This is a genomic window from Rathayibacter sp. SD072, assembly GCF_017355185.1.
Taxonomy (GTDB): Bacteria; Actinomycetota; Actinomycetes; order Actinomycetales; family Microbacteriaceae; genus Rathayibacter.
In genome coordinates, this window is sequence record NZ_JADILJ010000044.1 from 13471 (window position 1) to 30553 (window position 17083).

A 17083-nucleotide genomic window follows, 5' to 3' on the forward strand; every position below is an offset into this window, starting at 1 on the left:
GAGCACAGCCGAGGTTCTGCACGCGGCGGCCTCGTTGCCAAGCCGGACGCGAGTCGCCTACTCTGACTCCTGGCTTTGTGAACGGTCACATCGCCCGAGCGAGGAGCACGATGGACCAGCGACGGCCCCCTTCCGCCCCCGGTGGAGACGCGATCACGAGCGGTGCGACCGCCCTCGGGATCGAACTCGGATCCACCCGCATCAAGGCCTGTCTCGTCGACGCCGCCGATCCGTCGGTCGTTCTGGCGACGGGCAGCCACGAGTGGGAGAACCGGTTCGTCGACCGGCGCTGGACCTACTCCCTCGAGGACGTCTGGTCGGGACTGCAGTCGGCGTTCGCCGATCTCGTCGCCGACGCGCAGCAGCGCCACGGCGTCGCTCCCACCACCTTCGGGGCGCTCGGCGTCTCGGCGATGATGCACGGCTACCTCCCCTTCGACGCGAGCGGCGAGCTGCTCGTGCCGTTCCGCACCTGGCGCAACACCAGCACGGGTCCGGCGTCGGAGCAGCTCACCGAGCTGTTCGGCGCCAACATCCCGCTTCGCTGGTCGCTCGCGCACTTCCACCAGGCCGTCCTCGACGACGAGCCGCACGTGGCCGACGTCGACTTCCTCACGACCCTCGCGGGCTACGTGCACTGGAAGCTGACCGGCCGGAAGGTCCTCGGAGTCGGCGACGCATCGGGCATGGTCCCCACCGACCCGGCGACCACCGACTACGACGCCGCCGTGCTCGAGGCGTACGACGGCCTCGTGGCCGGCCGCGGCCTCCCCGCGCTGCGCGACCTGCTGCCCGAGGTGCTCCCCGCGGGCGCCGAGGCCGGCGAGCTCACCGCCGAGGGCGCGCTGCTGCTCGACCCCACCGGCGCGCTGCAGGCCGGCGTGCCGTTCTGCCCGCCCGAGGGCGACGCCGGCACCGGCATGGTGGCCACCAACTCCGTCGCCCCGCGCACCGGCAACGTCAGCGCCGGCACGAGCATCTTCGCGATGGTCGTCCTGGAGCGGCCGCTCGCGGGCGTCCACCACGAGCTCGACCTGGTCGCGACTCCGGCCGGCGACCTCGTGGCGATGGTGCACTGCAACAACGGAGCGAGCGAGCTCGCGACGTGGGTCGGGCTGTTCTCGCAGTTCGCCGCGGCGCAGGGCCTCCCGGCCGACAGCGACGCCGTCTACGGCACGCTGTTCCGCGCGGCGCTCGAGGGCGACGCCGACGCCGGCGGGCTGCTCGCCTACAACCACCTCGCCGGAGAGCCGATCGCGGGCCTGGTCGAGGGCCGTCCGCTCGTCGTCCGCACCCCGGACTCGCGCCTGACGCTGCCCAACTTCATCCGTGCGCAGCTCTACGGCGTCTTCGGCACCCTCGCGCTCGGCATGCGCGTGCTCGCCGAGGAGGGCGTCGAGCTCGACGCGATGTACGCGCACGGCGGCATGTTCCGCACGGCCGGAGTCGCGCAGCGCTTCCTCGCCGGCGCGCTCGACGCGCCCGTGGCCGTCGCCGAGACCGCCTCCGAGGGCGGGCCCTGGGGCATCGCCGTGCTCGCCGCCTTCCGCCGCGACGGCGGGGGCGACCTCAGCGCGTACCTCACCGACCGCGTCTTCAGCGGCTACTCCTTCGACAGCGTCGCCCCCGACGCCGCCGACGTCGCCGGCTTCGCCTCCTACCTCGAGCGCTACCGCGCCGGCCTCGCCGTCGAGCGGACCGCCGTCGAGACCCTCACCGACACCCGACCCACCGCACAGGGAGAGACCGCATGACCTTCGATCCGGCCACCGAGGAGGCGATCGCGCGCGTCCGCGAGGACGTCGCCCGCCTGCACTCCGAGCTCGTCCGCTACGGCCTCGTCATCTGGACGGGCGGCAACATCTCGGGGCGCGTGCCCGGCGCCGACCTGTTCGTCATCAAGCCCAGCGGAGTCTCGTACGACGACCTCGCGCCCGAGAACATGATCCTGTGCGACCTCGACGGCGTCGTCGTCCCGGGCAGCGCCGGCAGCGACCGCAGCCCGTCCAGCGACACCGCGGCGCACGCGTACGTGTACCGCGAGATGCCCGAGGTCGGCGGAGTGGTGCACACGCACTCCACCTACGCCACGGCCTGGGCGGCGCGCGCCGAGGCGATCCCCTGCGTCATCACGGCGATGGCCGACGAGTTCGGCGGCGAGATCCCGATCGGCCCGTTCGCCATCATCGGCGACGACTCCATCGGCCGCGGCATCGTCGCGACCCTGACCGGGCACCGCTCGCGCGCGGTCCTGATGCAGAACCACGGAGTCTTCACCATCGGCAAGGACGCGAAGGACGCCGTGAAGGCGGCCGTCATGGCCGAGGACGTCGCCCGCACCGTGCACCTCGCGCGTCAGGGCGGCGAGGTCGTCCCCATCCCGCAGGAGTCGATCGACGCCCTGTTCGACCGCTACCAGAACGTCTACGGACAGAACCCCACCGGAGCCATCGCATGAGCACGACCAGCACCCCCCGATCCGGCAGCATCATCCCCGACCTCGCCACGCGCACCGTCTGGTTCCTGACCGGCAGCCAGGACCTCTACGGCGAGGACACCCTCCGCCAGGTCGCCGAGCAGTCGCAGGCCGTCGTCGCCGAGCTGAACGCGGCGAGCGCGATCCCCGTCACGATCGAGTGGAAGCCTGTGCTGAAGAGCTCCGACACGATCCGCCGCACCATGATCGAGGCCAACGCGGACGACTCCGTCGTGGGCGTCATCACCTGGATGCACACCTTCAGCCCCTCGAAGATGTGGATCCACGGCTTCGACGCGCTCGCCAAGCCGCTGCTGCACTTCCACACCCAGGCGAACGTGGCCCTGCCGTGGCAGGACATCGACTTCGACTTCATGAACCTCAACCAGGCCGCGCACGGCGACCGCGAGCACGGCTACATCCTCAGCCGCATGAGCGTGCCGCGGAAGACGGTCGTCGGCCACGCCAGCGACGCCCGCGTGACGGAGTCGATCGGCATCTGGTCGCGCGCCGCGTCCGGCTGGGCCGCCTCGCAGAGCATGAAGGTCGCCCGCTTCGGCGACAACATGCGCAACGTCGCCGTCACCGAGGGCGACAAGACCGAGGCCGAGATCCGCCTCGGCGTCAGCGTCAACACCTGGGGCGTCAACGAGCTCGTCGAGCGCGTCGACGCGGCGACGGCCGAGCAGATCGACGCCCTCGTCGCCGAGTACGTCGAGAGCTACGACGTGGTCGCCGAGCTGCTCCCGGGCGGCGAGCGCCACGAGTCGCTCCGCTACGGCGCGGCGGTCGAGATCGGCCTGCGCTCGTTCCTGGAGGAGGGCGGATTCGAGGCGTTCACCGACAGCTTCGAGGACCTCGGCGGACTCCGCCAGCTCCCCGGCCTCGCGGTGCAGCGCCTGATGGCCGACGGCTACGGCTTCGGCGGGGAGGGCGACTGGAAGACGGCCGTCCTCATCCGCATCGCCGCCGTCATGGGCGCCGGGCTCCCCGGTGGCACGAGCCTCATGGAGGACTACACCTACGACATGACGCCCGGCGAGGAGCTGATCCTCGGTGCGCACATGCTCGAGGTCTCGCCGTCGCTGTCGTCGAAGCGCGCCACGCTCGAGATCCACCCGCTGGGCATCGGCGGCCGCGAGGACCCGGTGCGCCTCGTCTTCACCGCGGACGCGGGACCCGCCGTCGTCGTCGCGCTCAGCGACGTGCGCGAGCGCTTCCGCCTCGTCGCGAACGCCGTGCAGAACGTCGAGCCGCCGCAGACGCTGCCGCACCTGCCGGTCGGCCGCGCGGTCTGGCAGCCCGCTCCGGACTTCAGCACCAGCGCCGCCGCGTGGATCACCGCGGGAGCGGCCCACCACACGGTCATGACGACGCAGATCGGCGTGGAGGCGTGGGAGGACTTCGCCCGCATCGCCGGCGTCGAGCTGCTCGTCATCGACGAGGGCACCACGCTCCGCGGCTTCGAGAACGAGCTGCGCGCGAACGCGGCGTACTACCGGCTGTCGCAGGGGCTGTAGCGCCTGCCGCCGGAGGGCCCGTCGCGTCGCGCGGCGGGCCCTCCGTGCTGTCCGCGGTCGGCGACCGAGCTGCGCCGCCCTGAGATCCGCCCCGCCGGACCGTTCGTTGCGCGCCACGACGAATGCTCCCGTTCGGGGGGAAACGGACAGGAGGAGCCCGTAAACTCGGACCTTCGGAGCAGCCCGGGGGCCGGGCTCTCCGCGAGGTGCGGGAGGGTCGCAGTGGCAGTCGGATTCCGCCAGGACGGTCCCCTCCGCCCTCTCGGTCGGGCCCGGCTGCAGCCGGTCGCCGACGCCGATGCCGCTCGCGCACCCCGCCGCAGCCGCCTGGCGGCCGGGCTGTCCATGCCCTCCGGGCCCGGTCTGGTGCGGCCCTCCCCCCTCGCCCAGCCCTGGGAGTCGGCGCTGATCCGCCTCGTCCGCGCGGGCGCCCCCGCCGCCGAGCTGCGCGAGGCGACGGCGTCGTCGCCCGAGGGCGCGAGGGTCGCCGCCGTGATCGAGCTCGCGCGCGACGCACTCGGCCGCGGGGACGACGACCGGGCACAGCGGATCGCGGGCCGGCTGGTGCGCTCCCGCTACGACCCCGCGTCCGATCCCTTCCTGGCGCGCTACGGCCTCTCGCTCTCGGTGCGCCTCCCCCTCAGCGCCGGTCTGGACGTCACGGTCCCCCTGGACGTCGCAGCGCTGCGCCTGGTCTTCGCGGAGCTCGCGGGAGCCGACGACCACGCGGTAGCGGCCGCGGCACTCGAGACCCTCCCTCCCTCGACGCTCGCCGCCGCGGCGCTCGCGTCCCTCTACTCCGCCCGTCGGCGCTGGGCCGATGTGGCGGTGCTGACGGCGGGCATCGTGAACGTCGACGCGGCGTCGGCGGCCGCGCTCATCCGACGCGGGGCGGCGCTGCGCGAGCTGGGCCTCATCGAGAGCGCTCTGGACGCGCTCGACAAGGTCGTGCGGCCCAACGTCACGACCGCCCGTCCGTTCGAGCTGCGGGCCGAGGCGCTGTTCGAGCGGGCCAGCACCCACCTCGCCGACGGGCGTCGCGCGCCCGCGCGGCGGGACCTCGAACGGGTGCTGGTGCAGTACCCCGAGAGCACCGAGGCGCGCGAGCTGCTCGCCGCCGCGAGCCGCTGAGCGCCGCCGGAGCAGCTGGTCCCGCGGGGCGGTCGTCCCGGCGGCGGCCCGTCTGCGACGCGCAGCACCACCGAGGCCGAGTTCTACCGAGGCGGAGGAGGGGAAGTCAACCGTCTCGCCCGGGGTGCCACTCCGACCTACCGTGAGGGAGCACCCGAGGAGGACCTGGATGGCTGTGACGCGCTTGACGCTCGACGGCTTCGACTACACGTTGGCGCCCGAGACCGACCTGGACGCGCTGCGCTCGGCACTGCTGGACGGCGTCTCGAGCGTGGGCAGGTGGGTCGGCTTCGCGTCGCTGAACCGCGGCCTCGTGCACGCGCTGATCACTCCGGCGAGCAGCGTCCGTCTGGAGGAGCACCCGGACGCTCCGGTCGAGTTCACCTGGGACGGCGACCAGTCGGGGTACGACCTGGACTTCAGCTACGGGATCTCCTGACGCCCGTCAGCTGATCGGGCGGCGGGGTCCGGCGTCCGGAGGACGTGGATCTCGATACGGCCGCGAGGCGGCCTGCTCGATCAGCAGAAGCGGGGCCGCAGGGCGGCCTGCTCGATCGGCACGGGGCGGAGCAGGCCGCCGCGGCGCGGGTCAGAAGTCGTCGAAGTCGACGGTCTCGCGCTCGCCGTCCGGCAGGGCGATGGGCTGCGCGACGAAGGAGTTCTCGGGCCGGTTCCGGGCGATGCGCCGGCGCAGGTCGGCCACGGCCGCCTCCAGCGCCTCGGCGACCGACGGGTCCTGGTCGATGCCGAGCTCCACCGGCACGGCCACGAGCTCGCTGCTCGCATCCAGCGTCATCCGCGCGTCGATGAGGTCGCCCTCGTCGGTGAACGCGGGAACGGTCACCGCCTCGGAGTGGTCGTGCCGGTTGATCGCGGTGACCAGTTCGAGGAGCGCGTCGGCGACGGCGTCCGTCGTCACGATGCACTTGGACGCGTAGGTGATTTCCTGCATCCCGCTACTCGACCAAATGGACGGATCGGGAACCAGCACTTGCGCGTCCGGTGCTCAGTCCGGTACTTCCTCGAGGCCCGCCTCGCGGCGCCACAGGTGCACCGGCTCCCAGCCCAGGCCCTCGCGCGCCCGGTCGATCGAGACGACCGTCTCGAAGCCCTCGAGCGGACGGGTGAGCGGCACGTCGGGGAACGCCGACGCGACGAGCGCGGCCGACGGGATCGTGGATCCGGTGTCGGAGGCGGCGATGTCGTACACGGCGAAGCCGGGCCGGCCGACCTCGAGCGCCCGCGCGATCGCGCTCGCTCCGTCGCGGGCGTCGACGTAGCTCCAGAGCAGGTCGCGCCGGTAGCCCGGGTCTCCCGAGCGCTCGACGAAGCGGCCGTACTCCCCCGCGCGCGTGACGTTGGTGAAGCGCAGCGCGGTGATCGAGGACTCGCGGTCCCAGCGCACGAGCTGCTTCGCCATCGCCTCCTCGAGGATCTTGACCAGGCCGTAGGTGTTGTTGGCCCGGTCGCCGCCGTCCTCGCCCAGCGGGAGCGAGGCGGGCGGCTCGACGAACGGGAAGCCCATCGCGGTGATGCTGGAGGCGTACACCAGGCGCCGCACACCGGCGCGCATCGCCGCGTGGAACACGTTGAACGAGACGGCCATGTTGGAGTGGAAGGTCGTCGCGTCCGGGACCAGCCCGTTCACCGGGATCGCCGCGAGGTGCACGATCGCGTCGACCCCGCTGTGCCGCGCGGTCACTCCGAGCACCGCGTCGAGTGCCTGCCCGTAGTCGGAGAAGTCGACGCGGGTGAACGGGACGGGGACCGACGGCGGGGTCAGGTCGAGCCCGATCGGCTCGTGGCCCTCGGCGAGCAGGCGCTCGAGGGTCGCGGTGCCGAGCGTGCCGGAGCAGCCGGTGACGGCGATGCGCATGGGAGTCCTCTCCAAGGGCGGGCCCCGTCAGCGTAGGGGGAAGTCGGCGGGCAGCGGCAGGGCTGGGACGTCGTGCCCCGCGGCGTCCGCGTCGTCGGCGTGGAGGTGGCCGGTGCGCCCGCCGGCGGGCAGCCCCGTCTCGGTGAAGAACCCCCGGAGCGGCTCGTAGACCGCGACGATGTCGTGCACGTCGCCGGCCTGCGTCAGCACGATGTCGCCGGCCTGGACGTAGCGCTCGGCGCCGTCCACCAGGATCCGGCCCTTGCCCTCGGCGAAGAACCACACCTCGTGGTCGTCGTGGTGGTGCCGGTCGAACCGTCCGCCCTCGAGTCCGACGGCGAAGCGGCCGATCGTGCCGACGGCGCACCAGTCGGGCCGATCGCCAGGATGCAGCCAGGTGCCGGGCTCGTAGACCGGCATCAGGCCTGCGCCCAGCGCGGGGCGGTCCCGGGCTCGAGGATCCGCGCGCCGGGCAGCGAGTCGAGACCGGTCTCGGCGCCGCCGGGCGTGTACACGACGAGGAGGCGCAGCGGCCGCCAGGTGGTGTTGTACGTCGAGTGCACGGTGTCGCGCGGGATGTGCAGGGCGTCGCCCTCGCGGATCGGGAACGCGGGGCCGTCGCCGACGGTCTGCTCCCCCTCGCCCGAGACGACGTAGATGACCTCCTCCTCTCCGGGGTGCGCGTGCGGGTCGTGGCCCTGACCGGGGTAGATGATCACCTCGCCGGTGGTGAGGCCGACGGGGCCGTCGAGGTGCGGGGTGACGAGCCACTTGATGGTGCCCCAGTCGAAGACCCGGGTGGGCACCTCGTCGGGGCGGCGGCCGGACTGGGCGGAGGTGGGGGTGGCGGACACGGTGGTCTCCTTACGCGATCGGGAGGGACTTGAAGTCGACGAGCTGCTGCCGGATGGCGCGCTCGGTGGGGAGGCGCTCGACGGAGGAGGCGCCGAAGAACCCGACGACCCCCTCGGTGTGCTGCAGGACGTAGGCGGCGTCGGCGGGCTCGGCGATCGGTCCGCCGTGGCAGAGCACGATCACGTCCGGATTCACGGCCACGGCCGCGTCGCGCATCTCCTGCACGCGCGCCGCCGACTCCTCGAGGGTGAGGGCCGTCTGCGCGCCGATGGTGCCGCTCGTGGTGAGCCCCATGTGCGGCACCAGGACGTCGGCTCCGGCCTCGGTCATCGCGACGGTCGACTCGACGTCGAAGACGTAGGGCGCGGTGAGCAGGTCGCGCTCGGCGGCGAGGCGGATCATGTCGACCTCGAGATCGAAGCCCATGCCCGTCTCCTCGAGGTTCTGCCGGAACACCCCGTCGAAGAGCCCGACCGTGGGGAAGTTCTGCACCCCCGTGAAGCCGAGCCGCTGCAGCTCGTCGAGGAACACCTCCATCCGGCGGAAGGGATCGGTGCCGTTCACGCCCGCGAGCACGGGCGTCTCGCGGATGATCGGCAGCACCTCGCGGCTCATCTCGACGACGATCTGATTGGCGTCGCCGTAGGGCAGCAGGCCCGAGAGCGAGCCGCGGCCCGCCATCCGGTAGCGGCCGGAGTTGTAGATGATGATCAGGTCGACGCCGCCGGCCTCGGCGGCCTTGGCCGAGAGACCGGTGCCCGCGCCGGCTCCGATGACCGGCTTGCCGGCGTCGATCGTGGCGCGGAGGCGGGCGAGTGCGCTCGAGCGGTCCATGTCAGTTCCTCTCCTGGGACGTGCGGATCAGGGAGTCGAGAGCGTCGGCGGCGGCCCGGGCGAACTCCGGGTCGTTGACGTCGAGCGGGGAGTCGACCACCCCGACGGACGAGCCGGCCACGCCCTCGAGGACGGCGTCGACGAGGGCTGCGCGCGCCCGGGGGTCGTCGAAGACGGCGCCCGGCACGTCGATCGCGGACACTCCGCCCCGCGATACGGCGAGCACGGTCGGTCCGGTCGCCGCCGCGAGCTTGCGGCCGACGATCGCACCCAGCTCTGCGCTCTCGGCGGCCGTGGTGCGCATCAGGGTGACAGTGGGGTTGTGCACGAAGAAGTGCCGGTCGGCGAAGCGCTCGGGCACGCTCTCGCGCGGTCCGAAGTTGACCATGTCGAGCGCGCCCAGGCCGACCACCTGCGGGATCCCCGCCCGCCCGGCCGCCTCGAGGCGATCCGGCCCGGCGCTCAGCACGCCGCCGACGAGCTCGTCCGCCAGCTCGGTGGTGGTGAGGTCGAGCACCCCTGCGAGGTGGCCCGACCGGGCGAGCGCCTCGACGGCGCGACCGCCGGATCCGGTGGCGTGGAAGACGAGCACCTCGTAGCCGAGCTCGTCGAGGCGGGCGCGGGCGACGTCGACGGCAGGGGTCGTCACTCCGAACATGGTGGCCGCCACGAGGGGGCGGCCGCCCTCGGGCGCCGGCCGGTCCCGTCGCGCGGCGTGCGCGGCGGCCATGCCCGCGATGCCGCCGGCCGCGTTGTCGAGGACTTCGCGCGAGAGGCTGTTGATGCCGGCGATGTCGACGACGCTGTACGTCATCGTCACGTCGCCGGCCCCGACGTAGGGCGAGACATCGCCCGCGGCCATGGTCGAGACGAGCATCTTGGGGAGCCCGACGGGGAGGTCGCGGACGGCCCGGGCCGCGATGGAGGTGCCTCCGCTGCCGGCGAGCGCGAGGACGCCGTCGAGGGCGCCGTCGCGGCGCAGGCCCTCGAGCACGGTCGCGGCGCCCTCGCCCATCGCGGTCATCGCCGCTCCGCGGTCGCCGCGCTCGCGCAGCTCGCCCAGGTCGGCTCCGGCCGCGCGCGCGGTCTCGGCGGCGGTGACGTCGGCGGTCCCGGAGTGGGCTCCGACTCCGACGTCGACCAGCACGACCTCGACGCCGAGCGCGGTGAGCCGTTCGGCGATCCAGGCGTACTCGGCGCCCTTGGTGTCGAGAGTGCCCACGAGGGCCACCCGGGGTGATCGCGGCATCGCTCTGCTCCTCCTGGGGCCGGAGCTCGTCCGGTCCACGTCGTCGTGGTGCGTCGGGCCTACGCGCCGACACCGCTCATCCTGATCGGAATTTTGAAACGTGTCAAACAGCGTTCGCGCGGCTATGCTGGCGCTCACTTGAAACGTGTCAGAGTCGAGACGCCGAGGTGGCGGAGCGAGGGGCACGTCGTCCGTCGGTGCTCGGGACCTCCCGCGCCGCCCCAGCAGGAACGAGGCTCCCCGGTGGCCATCCCCTCCTCCCCCCGCATCGAGCACCACCGCGAGGCCCTCGGGATCGGCGAGCGCCGCCCCCGGATCTCGTGGACGAGCAGGGCCCACGACGACTGGCGCCAGGCGTCGTACGAGCTCGAGCGCCGCGACGCCGCGGGCGCCGTCGAGCGGATCCGCGTCGACTCCGCCGACTCGGTGCTCGTGCCGTGGCCGTTCGCACCGCTCACGAGCCGGGAGCGGGTCGAGGTGCGCGTGCGGGTCTTCGGACGCCGCGACGACGACGCCCCGTGGAGCCGCCCGACCGCGGTCGAGGCCGGGCTGCTCGACCCGGAGGACTGGGTCGCGGTGCCGGTGGGCGCCCCGTGGCCCGAGGATCCGGAGTCGGACCGCCGACCCCCGCTCGTGCGCCGCTCCTTCGTCGTCGACGGCGAGGTCGCCTCGGCCAGGCTCTACGCCAGCGCGCACGGGATGTACGAGATCGAGCTCAACGGCGCGCGCGTCGGAGACGACACCCTCTCGCCCGGCTGGACCGCCTACCCGAGCCGCCTGCGCTACTACAGCTACGACGTGACCGACGCTCTGACGACCGGCGGCAACGCGATCGGCTCGTGGCTCGGCGACGGCTGGTACCGGGGCCGGCTGGGCTGGCGCGGCGGGTTCCGCAATCTCTACGGCTCGGACCTGTCGCTGATCGCGCAGCTCGAGATCGTCTACACCGACGGCCGCAGGCAGACCGTCGCGACCGATCGCTCCTGGCGCGCCGCGACCGGTCCGATCCTCTTCTCGGGCAACTACGACGGCGAGGTGCACGACGCCCGCGAGGAGCGCGCCGGCTGGTCCTCCCCCGGCTTCGACGACTCGGACTGGGCGCCGGTCGCCGTCGCCGAGCGCGACCCCGCGACCCTCGTGGCTCCCCAGGGTCCGCCCGTGCGCTGCACCCAGGAGGTGCGCCCCGTGGCCGTGCTGCGCACCCCGAGCGGTCGCCGGGTCCTCGACCTGGGGCAGAACCTCGTGGGCCGGATGCGGATCCGGGTGAGCGGTCCGCGTGGCGCGACCGTCGCCCTGCGGACCGCCGAGATCATGCAGGACGGCGAGCTCTACACCCGCCCGCTGCGCGACGCCCGCTCGACGGACGTCTACACGCTCGCGGGACGCGCCCGGGAGGAGTGGGAGCCGCGGTTCACCTTCCACGGCTTCCGGTTCGTCGAGGTGGAGGGCTGGCCGGGGGATCTGGAGGCGGCGGTCGCCGCGGGCGACGTCGTCGCGCGGGTCCTGCACACCGACTTCGAGCGCACCGGCTGGTTCGCCTGCTCCGATCCGCTCGTCGAGCGCCTGCACGAGAACGTGCTCTGGAGCATGCGCGGCAACATGGTCGACATCCCCACCGACTGCCCGCAGCGCGACGAGCGGGTGGGCTGGACGGGCGACATCCAGGTGTTCGCACCGACCGCCTCGTTCCTCTTCGACGTCTCGGGGATGCTCTCGTCCTGGCTGCGCGACGTCGAGGCCGAGCAGCTGCCGGACGGCACCGTGCCCTGGTACGTGCCGGTGATCCCGGCCCACCACATGTGGACGCCGATCCGCCCCGGAGCAGCCTGGGGCGACGCCGCCGTGCTCGTGCCGTGGACTCTCTACGAGCGCTTCGGCGACACCGGGGTGCTCGAGGCGCAGTACGGCAGCGCGAAGGCCTGGGTCGAGCTCGTCGAGCGCCTGGCAGGGCCCACCCGGCTCTGGGACGAGGGCTTCCAGCTCGGCGACTGGCTCGACCCGGACGCCCCGCCGCAGGATCCCGCGGACGCCAAGACCGACCGGCACCTCGTCGCGACCGCGTACTTCGCCCACTCCGCGCGCCGGCTCGGTCAGAGCGCCGAGGTGCTCGGCCGCACGGAGGACGCGAGACGGTTCCTGGCACTGGCCGCGGAGGTGCGCACCGCCTTCGTCGCCCGCTACGTCGCCGACGACGGACGCATGACCAGCGACGCGCAGACCGCCTACGCGCTCGCCCTCGAGTTCGAGCTGCTGCCCGCGGAGCTGCGCCCGGCCGCCGGCGCCCGTCTCGCCGAGCTGGTGGCCGCCGCGGGCGACCGCATCTCGACCGGCTTCGTCGGCACTCCGATCGTCTCGGACGCCCTGTCGGGCACGGGGTGGACCGAGCGCGCCTACGCCCTGCTGCTCGAGCGAGGCTGCCCGTCGTGGCTCTACCCGGTGACGCAGGGCGCGACGACGATCTGGGAGCGCTGGGACAGCCAGCTGCCGGACGGCACGGTGAACCCCGGCACCATGACCTCGTTCAACCACTACGCGCTGGGAGCAGTGGCGGACTGGCTGCACCGCGTGGTCGCGGGTCTCGCTCCGGCCGAGCCGGGCTACCGCTCGATCTCCTTCCGGCCGCGGCCCGGCGGCGGCCTCACCTCGGCGAGCGCCGCGCACCTCACGCCCTACGGACGGGCGTCGATCGCCTGGTCCCTCGCGGACGGCGAGCTGCGCGTCGAGGTCGAGGTGCCGGTGGGGACGACGGCGGTGCTGGATCTCGAGGGCGCGGAGCCGCGCACTCTGGGCCCGGGGCGGCACTCGGCGGTGGCTGCGGTGCGGGAGACGGTGGCGCTCTGAGGGCGCCATCGGCGCGGGGGTGCTCACGGAGACGTGAGGTGCAGGCGGTCGTCGCACCACGCGGCGACCGCCTCGTCGTGGGTGGCGACGACGATGCTCGCGCCGTGACCCGCGAGCTCGGCCAGCACGTCGAGGACCATCGCCGAGTTGCCGGCGTCGAGGGCGCCCGTGGGCTCGTCGGCCAGCACGACGGTCGGGCTCTTCACCAGGAGCCGGGCCAGGGCGACGCGCTGCTGCTCGCCGCCGCTCAGCCGCGACACCCGCTCCCGGCTCCGCCCGCCGAGGCCGACCCGGTCGAGGGCGCCCTCGAAGCGGCCGGCTCGGCCGCGCCGCTCGCCGAGCGCGAGAGCGAGGTTCTGCTCGACCGTGGCGGTGTCGACGAGGGCGTAGTTCTGGAAGAGGTAGCCGAGGCGGTGCCTCCGGAACCTCCTCCGCCCGCCGGCTCGCAGCCGGGTGAGCTCCTCCCCGTCGACCTCGATGGAGCCCGAATCGGGGGCGTCGAGCAGGCCGAGGCAGTTGAGGAGCGTGGATTTGCCGCTGCCGCTCGCGCCGGTGAGCGCGAGACTGCGGCCCGAGGGGACGGAGACGTCGATGCCGGTCCAGAGGGGGCGGCGGGCGAAGCCCTTGGTGAGGGCGGTGGCGTGGATCACGGGAGTCCTTTCGAGAGGCCGTGCGGGACGACGGTCAGGAGTCGTCGGACCGCGGGCGGGCGGCGCGACGACGGGCGAGGGCGAGACAGGCGACGAGCAGCAGCGAACTGAGCGCCGTCACGCCGAGCGCGAGCAGCGACTGCTCGAGGACGAACTCCTCGGTGTCGACGGTGCCGAGGTCGAGGACGGTCCGCACGTCGCGGGGATCTCGGAGCCACATCGGCACGACGGCGACGGTGACCGCCCCCGCTAGGAGGACGCCCTCGAGCGCGAGACCGCTCCGGTGCGCCGACAGCGGAGGGAGGCCGGCGATGCGGTGGACGAACGCCCGCCGCCGGTCCTTCTCGGCGATCACCATCGCGGACACGAGCCCGGTGAGCAGGACCACGAGCGTCCCGCTGACGAGCCCCAGCACGTTGATCGAGAGCGTGCCGAGCGCCCGCTGGTACTGCTCGTTCGCCTGGTAGGCGACGGGGGTGATCGACACGACGACGTCGGTGAGGCCGCGCTCGTCGAGGGTGGCCGGGATCGCCTCGGGATCGGTGAAGAGGACGGCACCTCGGGTGATCGCCGAGTAGACCTCGGAGGGCGCGTAGGCGTCGATCGAGGGAAGCACCACGAGGATCGGATCCTCCAGGGACGTCGCCCGGGCGAGGACATCGACGTCGGTGCTGCGGAAGGTGAAGAGGGTCTGGCCCCGTGGGGTGATCCGCTCCTCGACTGGCAGAGCCGCAGTGGCCGGGGCGGGAACAGCGACTCTCGACTGCGTCTCCTGCCACCAGCGGAGCTCCTCAAGAACGACCTGCCTGCGCTCGGCACTGGTGCCCTCCGGTTCGAGGACGGTGATGACCCCCTCCGCGACATCGGTGATCCGCGATCCTCCTTCTCCGAGGACCTCGACGGATCGGAGATAGCCCTCGTCGACGAGGAGGACGTTCCGCTCCTCCGAGAGCCCCGGCTCCGCCAGGATGACCGCGCCCCCGGACGCCTGCGAGGAGACGAGGTCGGCGAACGCGGGGATCGTGCGGAGATACTCGTCCTCGCTCAGATAACCGCTGATCCCGAGGATCGCAGCGTCCTGAGCGGAGCCCCAGAACTCCCGAGTGCGGTTCTCGAGCTCCGCGACGCGAGCACTCTGCCCGAGTGCGGCGATGACGGCCAGCAGCACGAGCACGGCGGGCACGCGCACCGCGTAGACGCCGAGGAGAACCCACCAGCCGTCGATCTCGCCCTTGACCTGGTCGAGGAGACGACGGCCGTCGGTCAGGGCGATCCCGACGGCATGTGCGCCGAGGGCGGCACCGAGGAGCACGGAGACGAGACGAGCGAAGAGCATCGCGAGAGTGGGGAGCTGCGCCACGCCGTTGTACGCCGCCAGGGTCAGGGCCAGGGCGGCGAGGCCGGCGGCGGCCCAGGCCGCGACGGGCGGTCCGAGCGATCGCCACTCCCGGACCAGGATCCCGAGGAACCCCGCGCCGTGAAGCCGCTGAACTCCATGAGCCCGACTGCGGAGGACGGTGCCCGCGCCCACCAGCACGATCACAGCGAGACATGCCACCATCAGCGCCCGCGAGAGATCGCCGTACTCGCGGTACGAGTCGATGTCGAATCCGACCGGGTACGGGTGGACGGCACCCGACCAACCCGCGTCCTCGATCACGCCGAGAACGACGTCCGCGTCCGCCCGATCACCGCCGACGAGGTAGGCGCCCCTCGCGTCGATCGAACCGAGGTCGACGAGCGGAGCGACGGTCGTCGAGATCGACGTGTCGACGGCCTCGTAGCCGCTCTCGAGCAGGTCGGCCGCGGCGCCGGGGCCCGCGACGAAGAGGTGGCGGACACCCTCCGGATCGTCGGGATCGCTCAGGAGACGGACGACATCGAGGTCGCCCTCTTCTGCGAGCGCGGTCAGCTCCCGGTAGAGCTCCGCAGCAGGGATCCGCGGCTCGGCCGCCCCCGAGACCCGGAGCTGCCAGCCTCCGTTCCAGACGGCTCCCCGCGCGTCGGACGCCCGGACGAAGAGGAACGCGAAGAGGGCCGCCAGAACGACGGCGAGCACGTACCCCGTGATGACACTTCGACTTCTCACGGCACCCTCCAGGTGCGAGGGAGGGGAAGACCACTCGTCGCCCCCTCCCTCGGTTCTCGGTTCAGCAGAAGGAGTAGTAGGCGCTGTCCACGACGTTCTTGCGCGCGGGCGCGCTCACCGAGGCGGGACGATTCGGCTGGGTGCAGTTCGATCGCCAGTTGGTGCCGTTGTTGACCGAGGCCCGGTGCCACTTCGAGGGATGGTTGTACGACGACAGCACGGTGCCGTTGCTCACGCCGTAGTACCAAGTGCCCCCTTCCGGGTACGCGGTCGTGTAGGCCGCCGCCGCGGCAGGTGCGACGAGCATCGTGCCCGCGAGCGCGAGGGCGACGACGAAGGAGCGGCGCGAGCCGGGCGCGCGGGAGAACGAGGGCGACGTGAGCGAGAGGGACATGGGGATTCCGTTCAGCAGAGGTGGACCGCCTGCGGGGCGGGCTGCCCGATGGAGCAGTTCCGGAACCGTATGTCCGAACCCACTCGAGTATGGCCACCTCTCTCCCGCATCCGGGCAGTCCGGCGCGGAATCAGGCCTGTGGAGGAGCCTCCGCCGATGCCGCCCCCGGCACCGGACCCGCACCCGCCGCCGCGAACCGCCGCGCCAGCACCTCGAACGCCGAGGCCAGCTCCCGCGGCTCGGCCTCATCCAGCTCGGCACCGAAGCGCCCGAACGATGCCGCGAGCGCCTCCCACGACCACGAACCGGCCCTCACGCGGCAGCTCCCGTCGCCGAGATCCTCGACCTCCTCGGCGAACGGCAGCACCGCGGAGGCCGGCGCGCGCAGCACCGCGCTCCCGACGCACGGCCACGCCCCGTCCTCGGACCCGCGGAACCGCGCGGTCAGGAACGCCGCCGGCTCCCCTCCCGGCACCGCTCGGCGCGCGAACCGTCCACCGCCGGCTTCCGGCGCCACGACGCGATCGGCGCGGAACACCCGCCAGTCCTCGCGCTCGAGATCGAACGCGATCAGATACCAGCGCCCCTGCCGGGCCACCAGGTGGTGCGGCTCTACCCGCCGCCGCGCTCCTGAATGCGCGAATCGCAGCACCTCTGACGTCCTCACCGCCGTCGAGACGGCCACGAGCACCTCCGGATCGACGACCGGCCCCGCCGCGGGCGCCGTCGTGAACCGCAGGGCGTCGAGCCGGTGCGCCACTCGCTGCGGCAGCACCTGCCGCAGCGTCGCGAGCGCTCGCGCCGACGCCTCCTCGAGCCCCGTGCCCGTCAGCGGAGCCGACCGCAGCGCCACGGCGAGCGCCAGAGCCTGATCGTCGTCGAACAGGAACGGCGGCAGTTCCGACCCGGCCTCCAGCCGGTAGCCCCCGTCGGGCCCCTTCGCCCCGCGGATGCGGTAGCCCAGCTCGCGCAGCCGATCGACGTCGCGCCGCACCGTCCGCGGTGTCGTGCCCAGCCGCTCGGCGAGCACCGCACCCGGCCAGTCCCGCCTCAACTGCAGCAGGGAGAGCAGCTGGAGCATCCGAGCACTGGGAGAAGCCATGTCACGAAGCCTAGATCGAGAAGAGGACAGGATCCGTCCGCTTCCACTGGCAGCGTGAGCGTCACC

The 17083-nt window shown here is 73.0% G+C and carries 16 protein-coding genes; 6 read left to right on the forward strand and 10 right to left on the reverse strand.

Features of this window, described 5'->3' with window-relative positions; genetic code table 11:
- Positions 1–110 precede the first annotated feature (110 nt).
- The 5 genes from IOC53_RS15200 (at position 111) to IOC53_RS15220 (ending at position 5566) form a co-directional block, all read left to right on the forward strand.
- Positions 111–1754, forward strand: coding sequence for a xylulokinase (locus tag IOC53_RS15200; RefSeq protein WP_207406988.1), 1644 nt, complete (start codon positions 111–113; stop codon positions 1752–1754).
- Complete coding sequence (locus tag IOC53_RS15205) at positions 1751–2458, forward strand: L-ribulose-5-phosphate 4-epimerase (protein ID WP_207406989.1); 708 nt, start codon at positions 1751–1753, stop codon at positions 2456–2458. Before IOC53_RS15200 ends, IOC53_RS15205 begins: the two co-directional genes overlap by 4 nt.
- On the forward strand, positions 2455–3996 hold the full coding sequence (araA, locus tag IOC53_RS15210; RefSeq protein WP_207406990.1) for an L-arabinose isomerase: 1542 nt from the start codon (positions 2455–2457) through the stop codon (positions 3994–3996). Before IOC53_RS15205 ends, araA begins: the two co-directional genes overlap by 4 nt.
- A 222-nt stretch (positions 3997–4218) precedes the next feature.
- Complete coding sequence (locus IOC53_RS15215) at positions 4219–5127, forward strand: tol-pal system YbgF family protein (protein WP_207406991.1); 909 nt, start codon at positions 4219–4221, stop codon at positions 5125–5127.
- 169 nt (positions 5128–5296) lie between these two features.
- Positions 5297–5566 carry a hypothetical protein gene (locus IOC53_RS15220; protein ID WP_207406992.1) on the forward strand — a complete coding sequence of 90 codons (270 nt, stop codon included), beginning with the start codon at positions 5297–5299 and terminating at the stop codon, positions 5564–5566.
- 150 nt (positions 5567–5716) lie between these two features.
- Here IOC53_RS15220 and IOC53_RS15225 read toward each other — a convergent pair whose 3' ends face one another.
- The 6 genes from IOC53_RS15225 to IOC53_RS15250 are packed head-to-tail and all read right to left on the reverse strand — an operon-like array spanning position 5717 to position 9941.
- Positions 5717–6079 carry a hypothetical protein gene (locus IOC53_RS15225; protein ID WP_207406993.1) on the reverse strand — a complete coding sequence of 121 codons (363 nt, stop codon included), beginning with the start codon at positions 6077–6079 and terminating at the stop codon, positions 5717–5719.
- 54 nt (positions 6080–6133) lie between these two features.
- On the reverse strand, positions 6134–7003 hold the full coding sequence (locus IOC53_RS15230; protein ID WP_207406994.1) for an NAD(P)-dependent oxidoreductase: 870 nt from the start codon (positions 7001–7003) through the stop codon (positions 6134–6136).
- Between the two features lie 27 nt (positions 7004–7030).
- A complete protein-coding gene (locus IOC53_RS15235) occupies positions 7031–7423 on the reverse strand; it encodes an AraC family ligand binding domain-containing protein (RefSeq protein WP_207406996.1) in 393 nt (130 codons plus the stop codon).
- Positions 7423–7857, reverse strand: coding sequence for a cupin domain-containing protein (locus tag IOC53_RS19025; RefSeq protein WP_207406997.1), 435 nt, complete (start codon positions 7855–7857; stop codon positions 7423–7425). Before IOC53_RS19025 ends, IOC53_RS15235 begins: the two co-directional genes overlap by 1 nt.
- Before the next feature lie 10 nt (positions 7858–7867).
- Positions 7868–8692, reverse strand: coding sequence for a phosphoenolpyruvate hydrolase family protein (locus tag IOC53_RS15245; protein ID WP_207406999.1), 825 nt, complete (start codon positions 8690–8692; stop codon positions 7868–7870).
- A gap of 1 nt (position 8693) precedes the next feature.
- Positions 8694–9941, reverse strand: a complete 1248-nt coding sequence (locus IOC53_RS15250; RefSeq protein WP_207407001.1) for a Tm-1-like ATP-binding domain-containing protein — start codon at positions 9939–9941, stop codon at positions 8694–8696.
- A gap of 243 nt (positions 9942–10184) precedes the next feature.
- Here IOC53_RS15250 and IOC53_RS15255 point away from each other — a divergent pair, with 243 nt between their 5' ends.
- Positions 10185–12782, forward strand: a complete 2598-nt coding sequence (locus IOC53_RS15255; RefSeq protein WP_207407003.1) for an alpha-L-rhamnosidase — start codon at positions 10185–10187, stop codon at positions 12780–12782.
- A gap of 23 nt (positions 12783–12805) precedes the next feature.
- Here the strand turns inward: IOC53_RS15255 and IOC53_RS15260 are convergent, their stop codons facing one another.
- From IOC53_RS15260 to IOC53_RS15275, 4 genes are all read right to left on the reverse strand, one after another.
- Positions 12806–13432, reverse strand: a complete 627-nt coding sequence (locus IOC53_RS15260; RefSeq protein WP_207407005.1) for an ABC transporter ATP-binding protein — start codon at positions 13430–13432, stop codon at positions 12806–12808.
- Positions 13433–13466: 34 nt separating this feature from the next.
- Positions 13467–15521 (reverse strand): hypothetical protein, encoded by a 2055-nt coding sequence (locus IOC53_RS15265; RefSeq protein ID WP_207407007.1) that lies wholly within the window; start codon positions 15519–15521, stop codon positions 13467–13469.
- Between the two features lie 61 nt (positions 15522–15582).
- Positions 15583–15915, reverse strand: a complete 333-nt coding sequence (locus tag IOC53_RS15270; RefSeq protein ID WP_207407009.1) for a lactococcin 972 family bacteriocin — start codon at positions 15913–15915, stop codon at positions 15583–15585.
- 130 nt (positions 15916–16045) lie between these two features.
- Complete coding sequence (locus IOC53_RS15275; protein ID WP_207407011.1) at positions 16046–17017, reverse strand: YafY family protein; 972 nt, start codon at positions 17015–17017, stop codon at positions 16046–16048.
- Between the last annotated feature and the right edge of the window lie 66 nt (positions 17018–17083).